General features: G+C 74.4%; 16 protein-coding genes and 1 tRNA gene. 8 read left to right on the top strand and 9 right to left on the bottom strand.

The window, feature by feature from the left end:
• Positions 1-161 precede the first annotated feature (161 nt).
• Complete coding sequence (locus D476_RS0108285) at positions 162-1,976, bottom strand: DUF7800 domain-containing protein (protein WP_017623479.1); 1,815 nt, start codon at positions 1,974-1,976, stop codon at positions 162-164.
• A gap of 183 nt (positions 1,977-2,159) precedes the next feature.
• Here D476_RS0108285 and D476_RS0108290 point away from each other — a divergent pair, with 183 nt between their 5' ends.
• The 5 genes from D476_RS0108290 to D476_RS32540 all read left to right on the top strand — a co-directional run bounded on the left by D476_RS0108290 (position 2,160) and on the right by D476_RS32540 (position 4,608).
• Positions 2,160-2,576 carry a YjbQ family protein gene (locus tag D476_RS0108290; RefSeq protein WP_017623480.1) on the top strand — a complete coding sequence of 139 codons (417 nt, stop codon included), beginning with the start codon at positions 2,160-2,162 and terminating at the stop codon, positions 2,574-2,576.
• Between the two features lie 169 nt (positions 2,577-2,745).
• Positions 2,746-3,174 (top strand): DUF3052 domain-containing protein, encoded by a 429-nt coding sequence (locus tag D476_RS0108295; protein ID WP_017623481.1) that lies wholly within the window; start codon positions 2,746-2,748, stop codon positions 3,172-3,174.
• A gap of 151 nt (positions 3,175-3,325) precedes the next feature.
• Positions 3,326-3,787: a peroxiredoxin gene (locus D476_RS0108300; protein ID WP_026123349.1), complete on the top strand. Its 462-nt coding sequence runs from the start codon at positions 3,326-3,328 to the stop codon at positions 3,785-3,787.
• Between the two features lie 143 nt (positions 3,788-3,930).
• Positions 3,931-4,004 (top strand) — tRNA-Val (locus D476_RS0108305).
• 97 nt (positions 4,005-4,101) lie between these two features.
• Positions 4,102-4,608, top strand: coding sequence for a VOC family protein (locus D476_RS32540; RefSeq protein WP_152529274.1), 507 nt, complete (start codon positions 4,102-4,104; stop codon positions 4,606-4,608).
• A 333-nt stretch (positions 4,609-4,941) separates the two neighbouring features.
• Here the strand turns inward: D476_RS32540 and D476_RS0108315 are convergent, their stop codons facing one another.
• The 5 genes from D476_RS0108315 to D476_RS0108335 all read right to left on the bottom strand — a co-directional run bounded on the left by D476_RS0108315 (position 4,942) and on the right by D476_RS0108335 (position 9,531).
• Positions 4,942-5,253, bottom strand: a complete 312-nt coding sequence (locus D476_RS0108315) for a hypothetical protein (protein ID WP_017623484.1) — start codon at positions 5,251-5,253, stop codon at positions 4,942-4,944.
• A complete protein-coding gene (locus tag D476_RS0108320; RefSeq protein ID WP_152529275.1) occupies positions 5,250-5,525 on the bottom strand; it encodes a hypothetical protein in 276 nt (91 codons plus the stop codon). Before D476_RS0108320 ends, D476_RS0108315 begins: the two co-directional genes overlap by 4 nt.
• A gap of 252 nt (positions 5,526-5,777) precedes the next feature.
• Positions 5,778-7,982, bottom strand: a complete 2,205-nt coding sequence (locus tag D476_RS0108325; protein ID WP_017623486.1) for a xanthine dehydrogenase family protein molybdopterin-binding subunit — start codon at positions 7,980-7,982, stop codon at positions 5,778-5,780.
• On the bottom strand, positions 7,979-8,971 hold the full coding sequence (locus tag D476_RS0108330) for an FAD binding domain-containing protein (RefSeq protein ID WP_017623487.1): 993 nt from the start codon (positions 8,969-8,971) through the stop codon (positions 7,979-7,981). Before D476_RS0108330 ends, D476_RS0108325 begins: the two co-directional genes overlap by 4 nt.
• Positions 8,968-9,531 carry a (2Fe-2S)-binding protein gene (locus D476_RS0108335; protein WP_017623488.1) on the bottom strand — a complete coding sequence of 188 codons (564 nt, stop codon included), beginning with the start codon at positions 9,529-9,531 and terminating at the stop codon, positions 8,968-8,970. The genes D476_RS0108330 and D476_RS0108335 overlap by 4 nt, the downstream gene beginning before the upstream one ends.
• Before the next feature lie 284 nt (positions 9,532-9,815).
• On the opposite strand from D476_RS0108335, the gene D476_RS0108340 reads away from it, so the two are divergent.
• Positions 9,816-10,442, top strand: a complete 627-nt coding sequence (locus tag D476_RS0108340) for a TetR/AcrR family transcriptional regulator (RefSeq protein ID WP_017623489.1) — start codon at positions 9,816-9,818, stop codon at positions 10,440-10,442.
• Between the two features lie 1,045 nt (positions 10,443-11,487).
• Entirely contained in the window at positions 11,488-12,321 is an 834-nt protein-coding gene (locus D476_RS0108350; RefSeq protein ID WP_017623491.1) for an alpha/beta fold hydrolase, read from the top strand.
• 19 nt (positions 12,322-12,340) lie between these two features.
• Here the strand turns inward: D476_RS0108350 and D476_RS32550 are convergent, their stop codons facing one another.
• The 3 genes from D476_RS32550 to D476_RS0108365 all read right to left on the bottom strand — a co-directional run bounded on the left by D476_RS32550 (position 12,341) and on the right by D476_RS0108365 (position 16,591).
• Positions 12,341-12,826 (bottom strand): DUF3592 domain-containing protein, encoded by a 486-nt coding sequence (locus D476_RS32550; RefSeq protein WP_239648637.1) that lies wholly within the window; start codon positions 12,824-12,826, stop codon positions 12,341-12,343.
• Between the two features lie 104 nt (positions 12,827-12,930).
• Positions 12,931-14,514 (bottom strand): BCCT family transporter, encoded by a 1,584-nt coding sequence (locus tag D476_RS0108360; protein WP_026123350.1) that lies wholly within the window; start codon positions 14,512-14,514, stop codon positions 12,931-12,933.
• A 664-nt stretch (positions 14,515-15,178) separates the two neighbouring features.
• On the bottom strand, positions 15,179-16,591 hold the full coding sequence (locus D476_RS0108365) for an amidase (protein ID WP_017623494.1): 1,413 nt from the start codon (positions 16,589-16,591) through the stop codon (positions 15,179-15,181).
• A 107-nt stretch (positions 16,592-16,698) separates the two neighbouring features.
• Between D476_RS0108365 and D476_RS0108370 the strand changes: the two genes are divergently transcribed.
• Entirely contained in the window at positions 16,699-17,337 is a 639-nt protein-coding gene (locus D476_RS0108370) for a TetR/AcrR family transcriptional regulator (protein ID WP_017623495.1), read from the top strand.
• The last annotated feature ends 1,377 nt before the right edge of the window (positions 17,338-18,714 follow it).

Below are 18,714 nucleotides of genomic sequence, written 5' to 3' on the forward strand. Positions count from 1 at the left end.
GGGTGGCTCACCCCTTGGAATCACTCATCTAGGCGGAGCGCCCGGTACCGCGACGACGCATCGGCTGAGGAGTCGGCGCGGCCGTGTCCGCCGGAGCCCGAACCCGTGTCGGCCCCGGGGGCCCTGGAGAGGCGTGGCGGGGCGGGCACGCGGGCGTCCCCCTACAAGCCGTGCGGCCCGTCCTCGTCGATCTGCAGCTCGCCGGAGGCGCCGTCCCGCCCCTTGATCCACACGACCTCGGCGCGGCGGCCGTCGAGCACCAGCTCGGCGATCGCGTTGTCGAACCACGGCCCCTCGTCCAGCTTCCATTCCAGCAGCGGCGGGCGCACCCCGGCCGTGCGGGCCATGATCCAGCCCGCCCACGCCGTCGGCGCCGCGGCCGCCAGCCGGGCCGCCCAGCGGAGCTTCGTCGGCAGCCGGTTGCACAACGGCGACGACACGAGCTGGGCGATGCGCGTCCCGCCCCCGGGTGCGCCCTGACGCGCCGCCCGCCGTGACGGCCGGGCGCGGGCCAGGTAGGAGAAGTGGACGTCCCCGGACAGGAACAGGGCCGTCGCGGGCGGGTTCCCCCGCCTGCCGGAGGCGACCTCCACGAGCGTGCGGGAGACCGAGCCGAAGGACCGCCCGAACGCCGCCCAGTGCTCCAGGTCCAGCGCGCGCCGGAGCTTCTCGGCGGGCCCGCGCAGCCGCTCGCCCCACGCCCCCGATGCGAGCGCCTCGTCCCACGCCTCCAGCCGGTGCACCGCCTTGGGGAGGAGGAACGGGAGGGTCGACGCGATCAGCAGGTGGTCGGTGTCACCGGTGAGGCGCTCGTCGAGCCACGCCGCCCCAGGGGCGCCTAGGATGTCCCTGCGGTGCTCGTCGGACACGTCCCGCCCCGCGCGCGTGTCCACCATCAGGAGGCGGGCGGGGCCCATCCGGTGCTCGTGGCTCCACACCCTGCTCTGCGGTTCCTCGTGCCAGCCCAGGGCGGCCGCGTCCAGCAGCTCGGCGGCGTCGCCCCCGTCCGCCGCCGCGTCGCCCGAGGAGGCCGTCAGCACTTCGCGGTAGAGCGGGTCCCCCTTCCGCTCCTCGCCCGTCAGGTTGCCCAGGTGCTGGTACACCCAGTACGCCCCCAGGCCCGACACGATCCGGTGGCCCCACCAGGGCGAGGCGTCCATCTCCGCGCGCCAGGCGCCCGACGTGTTCCAGTCGTCCCGCACGTCGTGGTCGTCGAACAGCATCAGGGTGGGCACGGTCGACAGCAGCCACCGCACGTCCGGGTCGGTCCACGAGCGCCGGTACAGCTCGGCGTACTCGTCGAAGAAGACCACCTCGTCCTCGGGCGGCCGGGCCTCGGCGCGCGTCCGCGCGCCGGGGCCCACACCGTCCCTGGCGTCGGCCCCGTCCCCGGTCACCCGGGCGCGTCGGCGCGCGAGGAACTCCTTCATGCCGGGCTGCAGCTCGTCGGCGTACACCTGGTCCCCGATGAGCAGCAGCACCGCGGGCTCCTCCACCGCGGTCGCACCTTCGCCGCCCGGCCCCTCGCCGCCGTGCCCCTCGTCGCCCCCGTCCCGGCGCAGCCGGGCCAGCCGCCGCCCGTAGGCGCGCAGCATGTCGGAGCCAAAGCGGCGCACCGCGCCGGGGGAGTGGTCGATCGGGGTGCGGCAGGAGCCGAACGCCATCCGCACCGGGGCCTCCCGCCCCTCCGGCGGGGTCCGCACCAGGCTCGGCGGGTGTTCGGAGGCCGGGTCGGGCCACACCCGCGCGCCGTCCACGTCCACCGTGTAGGGCGTGGTGGAGCCCGGTGCGAGGCCCTGGAGTTCGCACAGGGCGTAGTGGTGGCCGTGCACGGTGAACGTGCGGGACCGCGCCCGCGCCCCGCCCGCGGTGACCGCCACCTCGGCGGGGGCCTCCGTCTCCACCCACACCGTCGCGGTCGTCGGTGTCGTCTTGCGCAGCACCGGGCCCAGCCGGAGGTCGGCTCCCACGTCCACCTCTCATCCTCGCCGCCGCGTCGCCCGGCGGCCCCGCAGCCGAGTATGGCGCGCCCCCGGGGCGCCCGTCACGCCGCACGGGACCCGCGGCGCCGGGACAGAGGGGCGGCGCGGCGGGGAGGATGCGGGCGAATCGGCTCTGAAGTGGTTCGACACGCCGCGCGGGTGGGTAACCGTTGCCGCATGCGGACAAGAACACTGGAGCTGCGCACCGGGGACTCCGAAGGGGTCCACGACATCACCGCGGAGTGCGTCTCCTTCACCTCCGAGGCCGGAGGGGACGGGCTGCTGAACGTCTTCGTGCCGCACGCGACGGCCGGGGTCGCGGTGATGGAGTTGGGCGCGGGCTCCGACGACGACCTGCTGGCCGCACTGCGCGACCTGCTGCCGGCCGACGACCGGTGGCGGCACCGGCACGGATCGCCCGGGCACGGGCGCTCGCACGTCATGCCGGCGATGATCGCACCCTACGCCACGCTGCCGGTGCTGGACGGCCGCCCGGCGCTGGGCACATGGCAGTCGGTGGCGGTCGTCGACCTGAACGTGGACAACCCGCGGCGCACGGTGCGGCTCTCCTTCTTGACGGGCCCGGAGGAGTGAGCAGGATGGTAGGTGCCGGCTGCATCAGGGCACGCGTTGACGGATGAGGGCCCCAGCGTGTGAACTTAGCCAGCAAACAAGCGGGAACGACCCGGCCACGAGCGACCGCGAGGAAGCGGGGCGGCCGGTGGGCGGGCCCGCAGGAGAACATTCTCAGAGGAGGACTTTCGTGAGCGCGACCGCGGGCCAGGCGCAAAGCGACAGCCTGGCCGACCGACTCGGATTCAAGCCGGGTCAGGTGGTGCAGGAGTTCGGCTATGACGACGACGTGGACGAGCAGCTTCGCGCGTCGATCGCCGAAGTCACCGGCGAGGAGCTCGTCGACGAGGACGACGACGCCATCGTCGACGCCGCGCTGCTGTGGTGGCGCAGCGACGAGGAGGACGACCTGACCGACGTCCTGGTGGACGTCCTCGGCTCGGTCGAGGGGGGCGGGGTCATCCTCGTGCTGACGCCCAAGGCCGGGCGCGACGGCCACGTGCCGCCGAACGAGGTCGCCGAGGCGGCGACCACGGCGGGTCTGTCGCAGACCAGCGCCGTGAGCGCGGGGACGGACTGGTCGGGGACCCGGCTGGTGACGCCGAAGGTGAAGCACTGACGGGCCGCAGCCACCGCCGTGCCCGGGCCGGGAGGACCGCCGTGCCGGACGCCTTCCGCCTGCCCTAGGCTTGGCCGCGCGGGGCGCCGCCCGGTCCGAGCCGGGCCGTCGGCGCCCCGCCGCCGAACCGGCCACCTAGGAAGGCATGCGCATGTCCATCGAGACCGGGCAGCAGGCTCCCGACTTCGCGCTCTCGGACCAGCACGGGCAGACGGTCAAGCTGTCCGACTTCAAGGGCCGCAAGAACGTGGTCCTGGTCTTCTACCCGCTCGCGTTCTCGGGCGTCTGCGAGGGCGAGCTGTGCTCGCTGCGCGACAACATCTCCGACTTCCAGGGCGAGGACGTCGAACTGCTCAGCGTGTCGGTGGACTCGATGTTCGCCCACCGGGCGTGGGCCGACAAGGAGAACCTGGAGTACCCGCTGCTGTCGGACTTCTGGCCGCACGGCGGGGTCGCCAAGGCCTACGGCGTGTTCGACGAGGACAAGGGCGTGGCGGTGCGCGGCACCTTCCTGATCGACAAGGAGGGCGTGGTCCGCTGGAAGGTCGTCAACCCGATCTCCCAGGCCCGTGACCTGGAGGACTACCGCAAGGCCCTGTCCGAGCTCCGCTGACCCCGGGAACGGCGGGCGCACGTCCGCGGACCGGCCCCGGGGAAGCCCTCCGGGGCCGCGGCCGTGCGCCCGCCGCACCAGCCCCAGGAGGCGGCCGGACCCGGTACCATTTCAAACGATCGAGCGGCCTGGTGCCGGTTCGAGGGCGCATAGCTCAGTTGGTCAGAGCATCCGGCTTACAACCGGAAGGTCACAGGTTCGAGCCCTGTTGCGCCCACCCCTCGTGTCGGCATGTCCTTCGGTTTCGTGAGGGCGGCACGGATCGGTTCGGATCGAGGACGCGCTCTGACCTCGATGGGCGTCAGGCTGGGCGCATGAGCGAAACGAGCGACACCCCGTCCCGGCCGGCCACCGGCCCCCGCGAGCGTGCGGTTCCGCGAGGGATCGCCCAGATGGGCCTGTGGGCCGATGATGTCCCGGCCGCGGCGGAGTGGTACACCCGGGTGTTCGGCATCGGGCCCTATTTCGTCCGCCCGCTCGAAGGCGCCCCGCTCTACGTGGAGTTCCGGATCGGGGACCGCGGAGACGAGCTGGGCATCACCGACCGCAGTTTCGCGTCGGCCGGTGCGCCGCGGGCGCCCGGCGGCGCCGTCACCTCCTGGCACGTCGACGACATCGAGGCGGCCTTCGAGCGGCTGCTGTCCCTGGGCGCCGAGGAGTACCAGCCGGTCACGCCGAGAGGAGAGGGCTTCGTCACCGCTTCGGTCGTCGATCCCTTCGGGAACGTCCTCGGCCTGATCCACAGTCCCCATTACCTCGCCGTCCTGAGCGAGCGCGAGGGCGGCGGATCCGCCTCCGCCCCTCGGCAGGCCGGTGTGTAGGCCGGGTTCAGGACACCGGGGCCGAGCGGCGCTGTGCGCCGGTTCCAGCCTGTGCGTGGGCGAGTCCTCGAACGACCGCTGTCCGCGGCCGACCACGACCGCATGCGCAAGGAGGGGGAGTTCGCCCGGCAGGCCGTTGGCCAGGAGTCGGCGGACCGTGGCCGTGCTGCCCGGCATTGCGATGTCGCCGCCGATCCCCTCCTTCGGCCGCCGGATGGGCGCCGCGGACAATGCGGTCGCAGGCGGTGGCGTCCGCCTCCCGGTCCGAAAGACGCGAGCGTGGAGGAATTCCTCCACGCTCGATTCATGTCGGCACGTCCGGCGTGCCCGCCTTCATTCGATTTCGGCGAGGACCGCGGCGTAGTCGACGATCCCGCCGACGATCGGCGTGGCCATCATTGCGACGAACGCGAACCCGGCCCACACCCGGTTCCCCGGCCTCCGGAAGCTCATGACACTCAGGACCAGCGCGGCGGCCCCGAACGAGAGGTAGGCGGCGAGGTCGAGGAGAAAACTCGTGAGGACGGCGTTCGCGATGAGCAGGGCGACGGCCGCGCAGAGCCCCGCGATCCCCGGGATGCGGGCGTGGTCGGCGGCGACGGGAGGGGCGGGAGGGGGCGGGTACGCCGGGTAGCGGGGGGTCACATCTCACCTGCCATGAGCGCGTTGTGGGTGCCGTACGCCCAGAGGATCATGAACGTCGCGAAGGTGACCAGCGGCCCGGTCACGGCGAGCAGGATGGCCAGAATCGCTTGTGCGGACGCCCCTTCCGCCCGCAGGGACCCCACGGCGGTGACGATCGCGATGATCCCCAGGACGGTGGGCACCAGGAACTCGACCGGGCGCCTCAGGGTCATGAGCAGGTCGACCACGAAATACGCATCGGTGCCCTCGAGAGGCTCGTCTCTGGCGTCCATGATGCTGATCATGCTCATGTCCCCGCCCAAGCCGATCGCGCCACCCAAGCCGATGGAGACGGCGAAACCTGCGAGAACGAGTGACCATGTGCCCTTGCTTGCACGTGGGGGATGCATGCGGTCCTTTCGGATCCCGTGGCCGACTACCGCCGGGACGTCCGTAGCGGTGTCGCCTGTGGCCTCTGCAGCGCGAGAGAGCCTATACCGGTTGGCGGAATCCTTGGAACGGCAGGGGTTCCCGCCGATTCGCGCCTACGCGCCGGGGCCCTCCCGTTCGGTGCGCGGCGGCCGCTCCGCGGCCCCGGACATGTGTCGGCGGGCGGGGAATGCACCCCGCCCNCAGGCCACCGGTGCCTCCTGACGGCCCGCCAGGACGCGGTCGGGGCGGATCGGCAGGTGCCGGTGGCGGACGCCCGTCGCGTGCCAGACCGCGTTGGCGATCGCCGCCGCGGCGCCCACGGTGCCGATCTCGCCGATGCCCTTGATCCCGACCGGGTCGTCCGGGTCCGGGTCGTCGACCCAGAACGCCTCCATGGGCGGCACGTCCGCGTTGGCGGCGACGTGGTACCCGGCCAGGTCGCCGCCGACGACGGCGCCCGACCCCCGGTCCCGGGTGGCCTCCTCGTGCAGGGCCATGGACAGCCCCCACACCATCCCGCCGAGGAACTGGCTGCGCGCCGTCAGCGGGTTGACGATCCGGCCCGTGGCGAAGGCGCCGAGCATGCGGCGCACCCGCACCTCGCCGGAGGCCGGGTCCACCGCGACCTCGGCGAACTGCGCGGCGAAGGAGTAGCGCTCCTTCTCGGACAGGGCGCCGATGGCCGCGCCGGTGTCGGTCCGCGCGGTGACGCCCTCCGGCGGCACCTCCGCCCCCGGGACCAGCCGCTCCCGCAGCTCGCGGGCTGCGGCCGACACCGCCCAGGCCCAGGACCGCGTGCCCATCGACCCCCCGGCGATCATCGCCGGGCCCAGGTCGCTGTCGGCGATCTGGATCCGCACGTTCTCCGGGTCCGTGTCCAGCGCCTCCGCGGCGACCAGCGCCATCGCGGTGCGCGCCCCGGTCCCCACGTCGCTGGCGTTGACCCCCACGGTGAACGACCCGTCGGCCTCGGCCGTGACGGCCGCCGTGGACGGGACCGCACCCGACGGGAAGGTGGCCGCGGCCATCCCCGTACCGAGTAGCCACCGCCCCTCGCGGCGCACACCCGGGCGCGGGTCGCGGTCGGCCCACCCGAACCTGCGGGCGCCCTCTTCCAGGCAGGCCCGCAGGTTGCGGCTGCTGAACGGCAGCCCGGACAGCGGCCCCACCTCGGGCTCGTTGCGCAGGCGCAGCTCGATCGGGTCGATGCCGCACTTCTCGGCGAGCTCGTCGAGCGCGGACTCCAGGGCGAAGGAGCCCGGCGCCTCGCCCGGCGCGCGCATGAACGTCGGCGTCGGCACGTCCAGCCGCAGCAGCCGGTGAGCGGTGCGGTGGGCGTCGGCGTCGTAGAGCGTCCGCGCGGGAAGCGCGCTCAGCTCGGTGTACTCGCTCGTGGTCGAGGTCTGGTTGCACGCCTGGTGGTCGAGCGCGCGCAGCCGCCCGTCCGGGTCGGCGCCCAGCCGCACCCGCTGCGCCGTCGGGGGCCGGTAGCCCACCAGCGAGAACATCTGGCGGCGGGTGAGCACGACCCGCACCGGCCGCTGGAGGGCGGTCGCGGCCATCACCGCTGCCACCAGGTGCGGGCGGGTCCCCTTGTTGCCGAAGGCGCCGCCGACGTGCTCGGCCCGGATCCGTACCGAGGCGGGGTCCAGGGAGAACAGCTGGGCGATGTCGCCGGCCACCAGCAGCGTCCCCTGGTTGGAGTCGACCACCTCCAGGCGGCCCCCCTCCCAGCGGGCGACGGCCGCGTGCGGCTCCATCGAGTTGTGGTACTCCTCCGGCGTGGTGTACTCGGCGTCCACAACTACGGCGGAGGCGGCCAACCCGGCCTCGATGTCGCCCTTGGACAGGTCCTCCTGGCCGGGCGGCGTGTAGGCCTCGGGCCGCCCGGCGCGGAACGCGACGTCGTGCGGCTCGGGGTCGTACTCGACTTCCAGGGCGTCGGCGGCCTCCCTGGCCTGCTCGGACGTCTCGGCGACGACGAGGGCCACCGGCCAGCCCGCGTGCGGCACGCGGTCGTTCTGGAACAGGGCCAGCAGCGGGTCGACCGGCCCGAGCATGTTGGAGAAGTCGGTGTTCAGGCGCGGCGCGTTTCCGTGGTGCCAGACGTCGATGACGCCGGGCATCGCCAGCACCGGGTCGGTGTCCACCGCACGGATGCGCCCGCGGGCGATGGTGGACAGCACCAGGTGGCCGTAGGCCAGCCCGTCGAAGTCGACCTCTCCGGCGTACTCGGCCGCCCCGGTGACCTTGTCCAGCCCCTCCACGCGGACGCGGGCGGTGCCGACGGCGCTCTTGCCTTCTGCGGTGGCGGTCATGCGTCGGCCTCCTCGGCGAGTTCGGTCAGGACGGACACGACCAGGTCGCGCATCAGCGGAACCTTGTACCCGTTGTCGGGCAGCGGTTCGGCGGCCGCGAGCTCGGCGTCCGCGGCGGCGGCGAAGGCCTCGGCCGTGGCCGGACCCCCGGCCAGGGCCTTCTCGGCCGTCTGGGCCCGCCAGGGGCGGGGCGCGACCGCGCCGAAGGCCAGCCGCACGTCGTGGACGGTGCCGCCGCGGACCTCCAGCGCGGCGGCGACCGAGCCGATCGCGAAGGCGAACGAGGCCCGCTCGCGGACCTTCCGGTAGCGGGATGCGGCGGCCACGGGTGCGGGCGGCAGGGTGACGGAGGTGATGAGCGCGCCCGCGGGAAGGGCCGTCTCCACGTGCGGGGTGTCGCCCACCGGCGGGTAGAGGTCGGCGAGCGGCATCTCGCCCGGCCCGTCGGCCGTCTCGTAGGCGACGACGGCGTCGAAGGCGGCGAGCGCGACGGCCATGTCCGAGGGGTGGGTGGCCGCGCAGTGCCCGGAGGCGCCGAGGATGGCGTGGTTGCGGTGCTCGCCCTCGATGGCCGGGCACCCGCTGCCGGGCACCCGCTTGTTGCACGGCCCGGCGGCGTCGGCGAAGTAGCCGCAGCGGGTGCGCTGCAGCAGGTTCCCGCCGACGGTGGCCATGTTGCGCAGCTGGCCGGAGGCCCCGGCCAGCAGGGCCTGGGCCAGCGCCGGGTAGCGGCGGCGCACCTCGGGGTGGGCGGCCGTGTCGCTGTTGGTGGCGGTGGCGCCGATGCGCAGCCCGCCGTCGCCGGTCGCCTCGATGCCGTCCAGCGGCAGCGCGCGGATGTCGACGAGGACGGAGGGCCGCTCGATGCCGGTCTTCATCAGGTCGACGAGGTTGGTCCCGCCGCCGAGGAAGCGCGCCTGCGGGTCGGCGCCGTGCAGCGCGAGGGCGCCGGAGACGCCGTCGGCGCGCTGGTAGTCGAACTCCTTCATGCGGTGGCCCCCTCGGCCTCGGTTCCGGGCGTGCGGGCGTCCGCGGCCCGTGCGACGGCCTGGACGATGGACACGTAGGCGCCGCAGCGGCACAGGTTGCCGCTCATCCGCTCGCGGATCTCGTCGGCGGTCAGCTCCGGCGCCCCGGACTCGGGGCGCACGTCGCCGGTGGCGGCGCTGGGCCAGCCCGCCGCGTGCTCCTCGATCACGGCGACGGCCGAGCAGATCTGCCCCGGGGTGCAGTAGCCGCACTGGTAGCCGTCGAGGTCGAGGAAGGCCTGCTGGACCGGGTGCAGCCGGTCGCCGTCGGCCAGGCCCTCGATGGTGGTGATCTCCTGCCCCTCGGCGGCCACGGCGAGCTGGAGGCAGGAGACGGTGCGGCGGCCGTCGGCGAGCACCGTGCAGGCGCCGCACTGGCCCTGGTCGCACCCCTTTTTGGAGCCGGTGAGGTCGAGGCGCTCGCGCAGGGCGTCGAGCAGTGTCGTGCGGTGGTCGACGGCGAGGGTGTGCTTCTCGCCGTTGACGGTCAGCGTGATGGTGCTGGAGGTGGCTGGGGACATGGTCAGCCTCTTTCGCGGACAGGGGGTGCCGCGGCCGTGCGCGGGCGGGGTCGGCGGGCGGCCCCGCCCGCGCACGGGCGGCGGGTGCGCGGAACGCCGCGATGGACGCGGTCGTGGTGGTCGGGTCGGTCGGCCGGATGCCGCCGTTCGTGGGGAAACGTCCCCCCGGTACAGTTGGGAGAGGAAGAAAACGGACAGCTGTCCGGACACGGTGAATCTAGTGGACAGTTGTCCGCTTGGCAAGGACGGCCCGCCGGGCCTCCCGGGGAGTGGGCGAGCGGGATATGGCGAATCCGGACGAGGCGGGCGGCGGGTGCGCGCCGCTGCGCTCGGACGCGCAGCGGAACCGCGAGCGCATCCTCGACGTGGCGCTGGTGGAGCTCACCCGGTCGCCGGAGGTCCCGCTGAGCGCGATCGCGAAGAAGGCGGGCGTGGGGCAGGGGACGTTCTACCGCAACTTCCCCAGCCGCGGGGCCCTGGTCCTGGAGGTCTACAGCCACGAGATGCGGCAGGTCGCCGACGCGGCCCCGCACCTGCTCGCCAAGCTGCCGCCGGACCGGGCGCTGCGCGCGTGGATGGACCGCCTGGCCCGGTTCGCCCTGGCCAAGGCCGGACTGGCCGAGGCCCTGAGCCAGGCGCTCGGCGGGCCCGGGGGACTGGCCAAACCCGGCCCCGGTCCGCTGAACGAGGCCATCGCCCTGCTGCTGCGCACCAATGACGAGGCCGGGACCATCCGTCCAGGGGTGACCCCCGAGGACTTCATGCTCGCCATCGCGGGCCTGTGGCACATCGGGGCCGATGAGGACCGGGAGGAGCGCGTCGCACGCCTCTTCGACCTGGTCATGGACGGCCTGCGGGCCGGAGCGCCGACACGCCGCCGCGCCGGGGCGGACTCCGTCGGCGAGGGGTGACCGGCCGCCGGACGGGGCGCCTCCGCCGCCTGCGCAAACCCGGGAACCTGCGCAATCCCGGGAACCGGTGTGCCCGCGGCCCCGTCGGAGGACCGGCTCAGGGGCACCGACCGGTCGGGCGGCGCGGTGAGGGCCCATCGGCCGGAACCGGCCACGGCATCGGGAGGTCTGCACGTGGAACGCCGATCGGACCGGCGCTTGGCACGCCGTCGTCTGCTGCTCCTCCTGTCGGTCCTGCTCGTCGGCGGGGCCGCGGTCGGCCTCGCCTCCGTGGGCGCCGACCGGGTGCCGTCGACGGCGTGGGGGGACGGCGGTTCCGAGCCTCCCGGCCTGCCCGTGCAGCTCTACTTCGCCCTCGTCACGTCCTTGGACACGTATGCGGGGTGGTCGCTCGGCCCGTTCATCCTCGGGTACTCCGTGCTGGGGTACCGGGCGGTGCGGTCGCCGACGGGGCCCGCAGCGGCGGGCGCGGGGTTCGCCGTCGTCGCGCTCGGCGCCTACGGGATCGGCAGCCACGTCGCACAGCTCGCCGACGCCAGGGACACGGCGGCGTCGGCGTCGGCCACGGGGGTCCCCCCGCCGCCCTCCCCGACGCCCGAGCCGAGTCTTGTGGGCGGCCTGGCGGGCCTGGCCCAGTCACCGCTCCTGCCGGCCGCCGTCGCCGGTGCGGCGGGCCGNCGTCGCCCATTACGCGGGCCGGTTCCCGGTCCTGCTCCTGGTGCCGGTCCTGGCGGTCGTGATGGACCTGGTGCGGCGCGCGGGATCGCCGACGCAGGGCATCGTCAACGTCCTCCCGACCGTCCTGCTGGCCGCGACCGGGGTCCTGCTGGCCGTGCGGGCGTCGGCACCCCTGCTGCGCGGGTTCCGGGGCCGCCGGGCCGCGGCCGCCGGTCGAGCGCCACAGGCCCTCCCGCCCGAGTAGGGGCGGCCCGCCCCACGGCGGCCGACCGCATTCGCCACGCGGCCACCGATGATTTCCGCGCCTCTTCGCCGTCAAAGTAAGCGGAGCAACCGAACCCCGCCACACCGACACGAGGAGCAGGCCATGACACAGGCATCGACACCGGCCACCGGCAAGCTGAAGGCCCCCGGGGCGGAGCTGTACTACGAGGTGCGCGGCCAGGGGCCGCTGGTGGCGCTGGTCGGCTCGCCGATGAACGCCGAGCCGTTCGCCGCCCTCGCCGACCTCCTGGCGGACGGGTACACGGTGCTCACCGCCGACCCGCGCGGCATCCGCCACAGCGTGCTGGAGGACCCCGAGGAGCCGACGACGGTGGAGACGCGCGCCGACGACCTCGCCCGGCTCCTGGAACACGTCGGCTCGGGCCCGGCCGCGGTCTTCGGGTCCAGCGGCGGCGCCATCACCGCGCTGGCGCTCGCCCAGTCCCGGCCCGAGCTGGTGGGCACGGTCGTGCCGCACGAGCCGCCGTTGGACGAGCTGCTCGACGAGCGCGAGGAGCACAGGGCCGCGACCGAGCGCATGATCGAGACCTACCGCTCGGGCGACGTGCTGGGAGCCTGGTCGATGTTCATGGACAGCGCGAACATCCAGCTTCCCGAAGGGGCGCTGGAGCAGATGTTCGGAGGGGAACGCGACCCGCAGGACGTGGCCGACGAGCGGCGCTTCTTCCTGTACGACCTGCCCGCGACGACGGGGTGGCTCCCCGACACCGAGGCCCTGCGCTCGGGCGGGGTGAACGTGGTGCCCGGCATCGGCGAGGCATCGGCCGGGGAGTTGTGCGACCGGACGACGCGCGCCCTGGCGGAGCTGCTCGGGACGGAGCCGGTCCTGTTCCCCGGCGGGCACACGGGATTCACCGCGGACGAGGACCCCAAGGCGTTCGCCGCCCGCCTGCGCCCGGTCATCGACGGTGCCTGAGCGGCGGCGCCGGGGGCCCTCAGCCCTTGTGCGGGCCCAGGGCCCCCGGGTTGCGCCGGAAGTGCCGGACGATGAGGCGCGCACCGACGGCCAGCAGTGGCACCGACAGCACCAGGGCCGCGATTCCGATGTAGAAGAACACGTCGAAGGCGCCCTCCTCGGTGCTCTGCACGGTTACCACGTGGTTGGGCTCGCCGGGGGCGTAGGCCACCGGCAGCTCCTCTCCCTCGTAGTGGTCATCGGGGTTCAGGCCCCCGAGTTCGACCCGGGTGAACTCTTCGCCTTCGGCGTCGTAGTCCACGAAGACGGTGACGTCCTCACTGCTCTGGCCGTTGTCGTAGTCCACATCGACGTGCCGCTCCGATACGACCGCGTCGGCGCGTTCGGTGTGGTCGGTGTAGTCGCTCATGCCGACCACGACCTGAAAGACGCCCATGCCGAGGGCGACGACCCCGAAGACGAAGGGCCACGTTCCGGGACCAAGTGGGTCCGTGCGGCCGTTCACGCGCTTGAACATGGCTGCGACCGACTGCCTTCCGGTGGGGGACGGTGTCCTAGCATGCGACGCCGTCCCCCGGCCCCGGGTTCCCGGGGCGGGGCCTTTGGCCGTCAGCGGCCCCCGGCGGGGACAGCCTCGGCCGGGAGGGCGTCCTCGGGCCGGTCCGCGGCGGTCCCGGGCGGCCCGGTGATGCCCTGCTCGGCGGCCATCTCACGGACCAGGCGCGGTGCGGTCCACAGGGTCGGCAACAGGACGAAGCCCACCGGAACGGCGGCGATCACGATGAACGACTGGAGCGCGTCCACACCGCCGTCCCCGACCCCGAGCAGCGCGGCCCCGGCCAACCCCATGCCCACGCACCAGAAGGCGCGCACCCACGGCAGCGGCTCACCGCCCCGCACGGACGAGGCCGCGATCGTGTAGGACATGGTGTCCATGGTCGAGGCGAAGAACAGCAGGGACACCACGATCATGATCACGCCCAGGCCGAGCGTGAAGGGCAGTGCCTGGATGATGGACATCGCCGCGGCCGGAAGGCCGTGCTCGGCGTAGGGGCCCGACACCGCGCCCGGGTCCTGCTGCTCCAGGTACAGCCCGGTGCCGCCGAGGGCGCTGAACCACACCATGGTGACGACGGCGGGCAGGACGGTGGCGCCCACGAAGATCTGGCGCACCGTGCGGCCCCGGGAGATGCGGGCGATGAAGATCGCCATCATCGGGGCGTAGCCCAGGAACCAGCCGAAGAAGAACACGGTCCAGTAGGCGAGCCACTCGGTGTCCCCGCGGAACAGCGCCATGGTGGCGAACTCGCGGGCGTAGACCGCGCTGGCCTGCAGGTAGACGTCGGCGACGTAGGCGGCCGAGCCCAGCGCCACGATGGCCGCCACCAGCGCCAGCGCCACCCACACGTTGATGCGGCTCAGCAGCTGGATGCCCCGGGAGATCCCGCTGAGCAGGGAGGCCAGCGCGACGCCGGTCAGGCCCAGGATGGTCCCGGCCTGGACGGCGTAAGAGTCGGGGGTGCCGAACAGGACGCCGGCCATGTAGGACATCTGCAGCCCGAGGAAGCCCAGCGGGCCGACGGTCCCGGCGACCACCGCCGCCACGCACGCGATGTCGACGGCCGTGCCGAGCCAGTGCGTGCGGATCCGCTCGCCCATCAGCGGGTGGAGCAGGGTGCGGGGGCGCAGGGGCATCCCCTTCTCCGCGCCGCGCATCATGACCAGGGTGGCCAGCGACCCGCCGACGGCCCAGGCCGCCAGCCCCCAGTGGGTGAAGCTCTGGGCGAGCGCGGTGGCGGCCGCGGCCATGGGCCCGTCGACGGCGTCGGCGTACTGCGGCGGCGCCTCGGTGTAGTGCGCGATCGGCTCGGCGGCGGCCCAGAACACGCCGCCCGCGGCCAGCAGCGTGGTCAGCACCATGGCGACCCACCGGAACGCGCCGAACTCGGGGGCGGCGGTGCCGCCCATGCGCACCCTGCCGTAGCGGGAGAAGGCCAGCACGGCGGCGACGGCGACGGTGGCCACGAGCAGCACCTGCCAGTACGCGCCGAACGCCCCTGCGGACCAGGCGAACGCGGCCGCGACCGCATCCCCGGTGGCCCCGGGCGCGGTGAGGGCGGCGATGACGAAGGCGGTGAGCAGGCCGCCGCTGACGGAGAGGACCCAGACGTCCACCCGCCCCCTTCCGGGCATGGGCGAACGTCGCTCGTCGGGATTCGGGATGGAGGACACTCCTCGGAGATCCGTCCCGGGCGGGAGCGGGCACGGCCCGCCTTCCAGGCCCGGCGACGTCGGCGCGGCGGCCGGTGGCGTGTACGGAGAGCGCCGCACGATCGCGGCAAAGCGCCCACCGTACCCGCCGTGCCGGAGTCCTCGCAGGTGGCGCGTCTCACGCCGCGCCCGTCGTCCCCGCCCACACCGTGGCCGGGGGCGGGGTGTGCCGATTCCCACGCAAGGGGTGTTCCTCGGATGCCTCTGGACCAGCGAGCGGCCTTCGCCCCCGCCGTGTCGGCTGCGCCGGGTCGACACGGAGGGGCCGTGCGGCGTTCGCGGGACAGGGCTCGGAGCCCACACTGGTCGGGCAGTTCGAGCGCCCCGGCACAGCGAGCGGGTATCGTCCTGGTGGCCGCGAGCAGGGAACGATCCGGGAGGCACCTCCTTGACCTCCTCGGCCCAGCGGCCGGTGCCAAGTCCTGTCCGGAGTTCCCCGCCCGGCCCGTAGCTGCACTCACCGGTCGACGCCTCCCCGCCATGAGCCCGACTTCCCCGAGATCGACGGGGATCCGGGCCGCCGGGGGGCGGCTCCCTGCGGGAGGCCGCAGAACCCCGAACAGGCCCCGACCCCCGCAGTGCGCGCTCAGCCCCGCGGGTCGATGGGGGCCAGGGGGCCGAACCTCCGCTCGATGGCCTCGGCCGCCTCCAGGCACAGGTCCTCGCGGTGCATCGGGCCGATCACCTGCACCGAACGCGGCAGCCCGTCGACCGTGCCCACCGGGACGGCCACCGCGGGCACCCCGACATAGGACGTCACCGCGCACAGCCCCAGACCACGGGTCACGCGCTCGTGCGCCTCCGGCCCCTCCAGCTCCTCACCCGGCGCGGGGACCGGGCCCGTGAAGACGGGGCCCAGCAGCAGCGGCACCTCCTCCTGGAACCGGGCCCACGCCCGCTGCGCCCCCAGCCGGTCGGCGGTCGCCTGCACGTACCCGGCCAGGTCCGAGGGCGGGTTCCGCTCGGACGTGTACCCGATGTGGCGGCGGGCCCGCTCGCCCATCAGCTCCTGGAGCTGCGGCCACGCGAGTGCGAACTCGGTCATGGCCAGCCGCCCGTAGCCCTCCAGCGCCTCGTCCAGCCGCGGCGGCGCGGCGTCCTCCACCGCATACCCCGCCTCCTGCAGCGCCGCGGCGGCCGCCGCCACCGCCTCCTTCGCCGCCGGGTCCGCGGTCCCCGGCCCGAACGGCTCGGCGGCCACCCCGACCCGCACCGGGCCGCGCGGCGGCTCCCCCTCCAGCGGCACCGGAAGTGCGCGCGGGTCGCCCGGGTCCGGCCCCGCCAGCACCGACAGGGCCAGGCGCAGGTCGGCCACGGAACGCGCCATCGGGCCGTCGACCGGGAGGAGCTGCGAGGACAGCGTCGGCTCCCGCCCGCCGACGCGGTGGTCCGAGGCGATCCGGCCGTACCCGGGCTTGAGCCCGGCCACCCCGCAGAACGCGGCCGGGACCCGCACCGACCCTCCGGAGTCGTTGCCCAGGCCGAGCGCGGCCAAGCCCGTGGCCACCGCGACGGCGTCGCCGCCGCTGGTCCCGCCGGGGGTGCGGGCGGGGTCCCACGGGTTGACCGTGTCCCCGTACAGGGTGCTGGAGGTGTGCAGTCCGCCCAAGGTCATGTCGGGCAGGTTCGTGCGCCCGACGCACACCGCCCCGGCGGCGCGCAGCCGCCGCACCGGGGGAGCGTCCTCGCGGGCGACCAGGTCGCGCAGGCGCGGCACGCCGAACGTGGTCGCCGTCCCCGCGACGTGGATGTTCTCCTTCACCGTGAACGGCACCCCGGCCAGCGGCCCGAGCGGCTCACCGGCCGCCCGGCGGCGGTCGACCTGTGCGGCCTCCGCGCGGGCGCGGTCGGTGAGCGGGGTGGTCACGGCGTTGACCGCCGGGTTCACCGCGGCGATGCGCTCCAGGTGCGCCTCGACGGCCTCCTGCGCGGTGAGGTCTCCGGAGGCGACCGCCGCCGCCAGCTCGGCCGCGGTGCGGGTGTGGATCGGCGTGGGCATGGCGGTTCGCGCCCTCTCCTCGGATGGTGGTTGGTACACTCTTGTTTTCTAATACAAGACTGTATTGGAATTCAAACCTGTTTTTGAGATGGGTGGGGAGGCGGACCGTGGCCGAGCGGCTGACCAGGCAGGAGAGCAGGCGGCGGACGAGGGGGCGGCTGCTGGAGGCCGCCGCCGAGCTGTTCGCCGAGCGCGGGGTGAACGGGGCGTCGGTCGAGCAGATCGCCGAGCGCGCCGGGTACTCACGCGGGGCGTTCTACGGCAACTTCGACGGCAAGGACGCGCTGGTCGCCGAGCTCTTGGCCGAGCGCACCCGCCGGGAGGCGGAGGAGGTGCGGGAGGCGACGGCGGGCGCCGCCACCCGGGCCGAGGCGTTCGACGCCCTGCGCGCATGGAACCGGGAGCGGGCGCGCAACCTGGAGTCGTGGCTGGCCTTGCGGATGGAGCTGCTGCTGCACGCCATCCGCACCCCGGAGCTGCGACCGCTGCTGGCCGAGCGCGAGCAGGCGGCCCGCAGCGCCCTCGCCGAAGGGGTCCGCCGCGAACTCGACCGCGACGGCGCGGCCCCGCCCGCGGACCCGGCGTTCCTCGCCCTGATCGCCCACGCCCTGGAGGACGGCCTGCTCATCCAGCGCGTCCTCGACCCCGCGGCCGTAGGGGACGAAGCGGTGGTCGACGCGGTAGAGCTGCTGCTCCGGTCCTGGACCGCCTTGGGCGGAGAGGCGGCAGAGGAGGGCGGCACGTAGGTGTCGGGGCCGGATTGTCGGCGGCAACGAGGAGGGTCGGCGGCCTTTTCTGCAGCGTCGTCGGGCGGCGGGCCGCCGGGGTATGGGGTGGGAGGGCGGCGACGAGGAACGGTCGGCGGCCCTTGCCGCAGCGCTGTCGGGTGGCGGGCGTGCACATGGTCACCGGAGAGGGCGGCGACGGCGAGAGCCAGGCGGTTTCCCGGCCTTGCATGCCGGGCGGCTGGTTCCTCACACTCCGGGCGAGCGGGCGGCTGATCTGGTTGCCTCGCACGATGGCCCCGCCCGTCCGCAGGGCCTCCGGAGTGTGGGGTGGAGAGCGGCGACGACAGGGAGCAGCGGCCCTCGCCGCAGCGCTGTCGGGTGGTGGGCGCGTGGATGGTCGTTGTGATCGGCAGCGACGGCGAGGACTGGGCGGTTCCCCGGTCCTGCTTGCCGGGCGGCGGGTTCCTCGCGGTACGGGCAGGCGGGCGGCTGGGCCGGTGCCCCGCTCGGTGGCCCCGGCCGGGCGGCAAGCCTTCGGAGCGCAAGGCGGCAGGGGCAGCGACGACGAAGGTTGCTGGCACTTGCAGTAGCGCTGGCGATTGCACGGAGTGTGCGTGGTCGCCGTGTTGGGCGGCGACCGCGAGAGCGGGGCACCCCCCGGCCCTGCCTGCCGGGCGGTGGGCCCCTCGCGGTCCGGGCGGGCGGCGCGGCACCGGGGTTCGCGCTCTTCGACACCCGTGGCGGCCGCAGGGCCGGTCCGGTGAACCCCGGCACGGCCGTGACCTGGGCGAATACTCCGCGTTAAGTGCAGGCGGGGCCAGGAAACGCGCCCAGCGACGCCTGCGGACGCCCCGGAGCGACGAAGACCGCGATTCCAGAACATGTTCTGGGAACGGTATGCCCTGTTCCTGTCTGTCTGAGGTGTTCGGTTCGGGTGCGGGGCCGAGCGCGGGGCCGTCCGGGCGACTCCGCCGGGCCCACGGAGGCCGCGCGGGGCCGATATCGGCTACAGGCGGTGACACCGGTCCCGGCAAACGGCCCCGGCGTGCCGTTTCGGGGCCTTCTGGCGCCGGATCGCGTTCACGTGTCGCGGTGAGCGCACGTCCGCGCCGCCCGCCGGGCCGCCCCGGCCGTCGGACGGGGCGCGCAAGGCGCCCCGGCGCCCGGGAATCCGGGCGAAGCGGACACCGGCCGGTAGCGGCGGGACCGGAACCCGCCTTCCGGGCCCCGCGAGCACCCGAGGGGCATCCATGGTCGTGGAACCTGCGCGGGACCACTGGCCGGGTGGCGGTGCCGCCGCCCTGGATCGCCGAACCCCCACGGCGTGCCCGATATGCCCGCAATGCGCTCCAGCGGGCCGCCCCTCTGGGCCTGCGCACCGGCCCGGCGGCCGCC

The sequence above is a fragment of the Nocardiopsis chromatogenes YIM 90109 genome (genome assembly GCF_000341185.1).
GTDB lineage: Bacteria > Actinomycetota > Actinomycetes > Streptosporangiales > Streptosporangiaceae > Nocardiopsis_A > Nocardiopsis_A chromatogenes.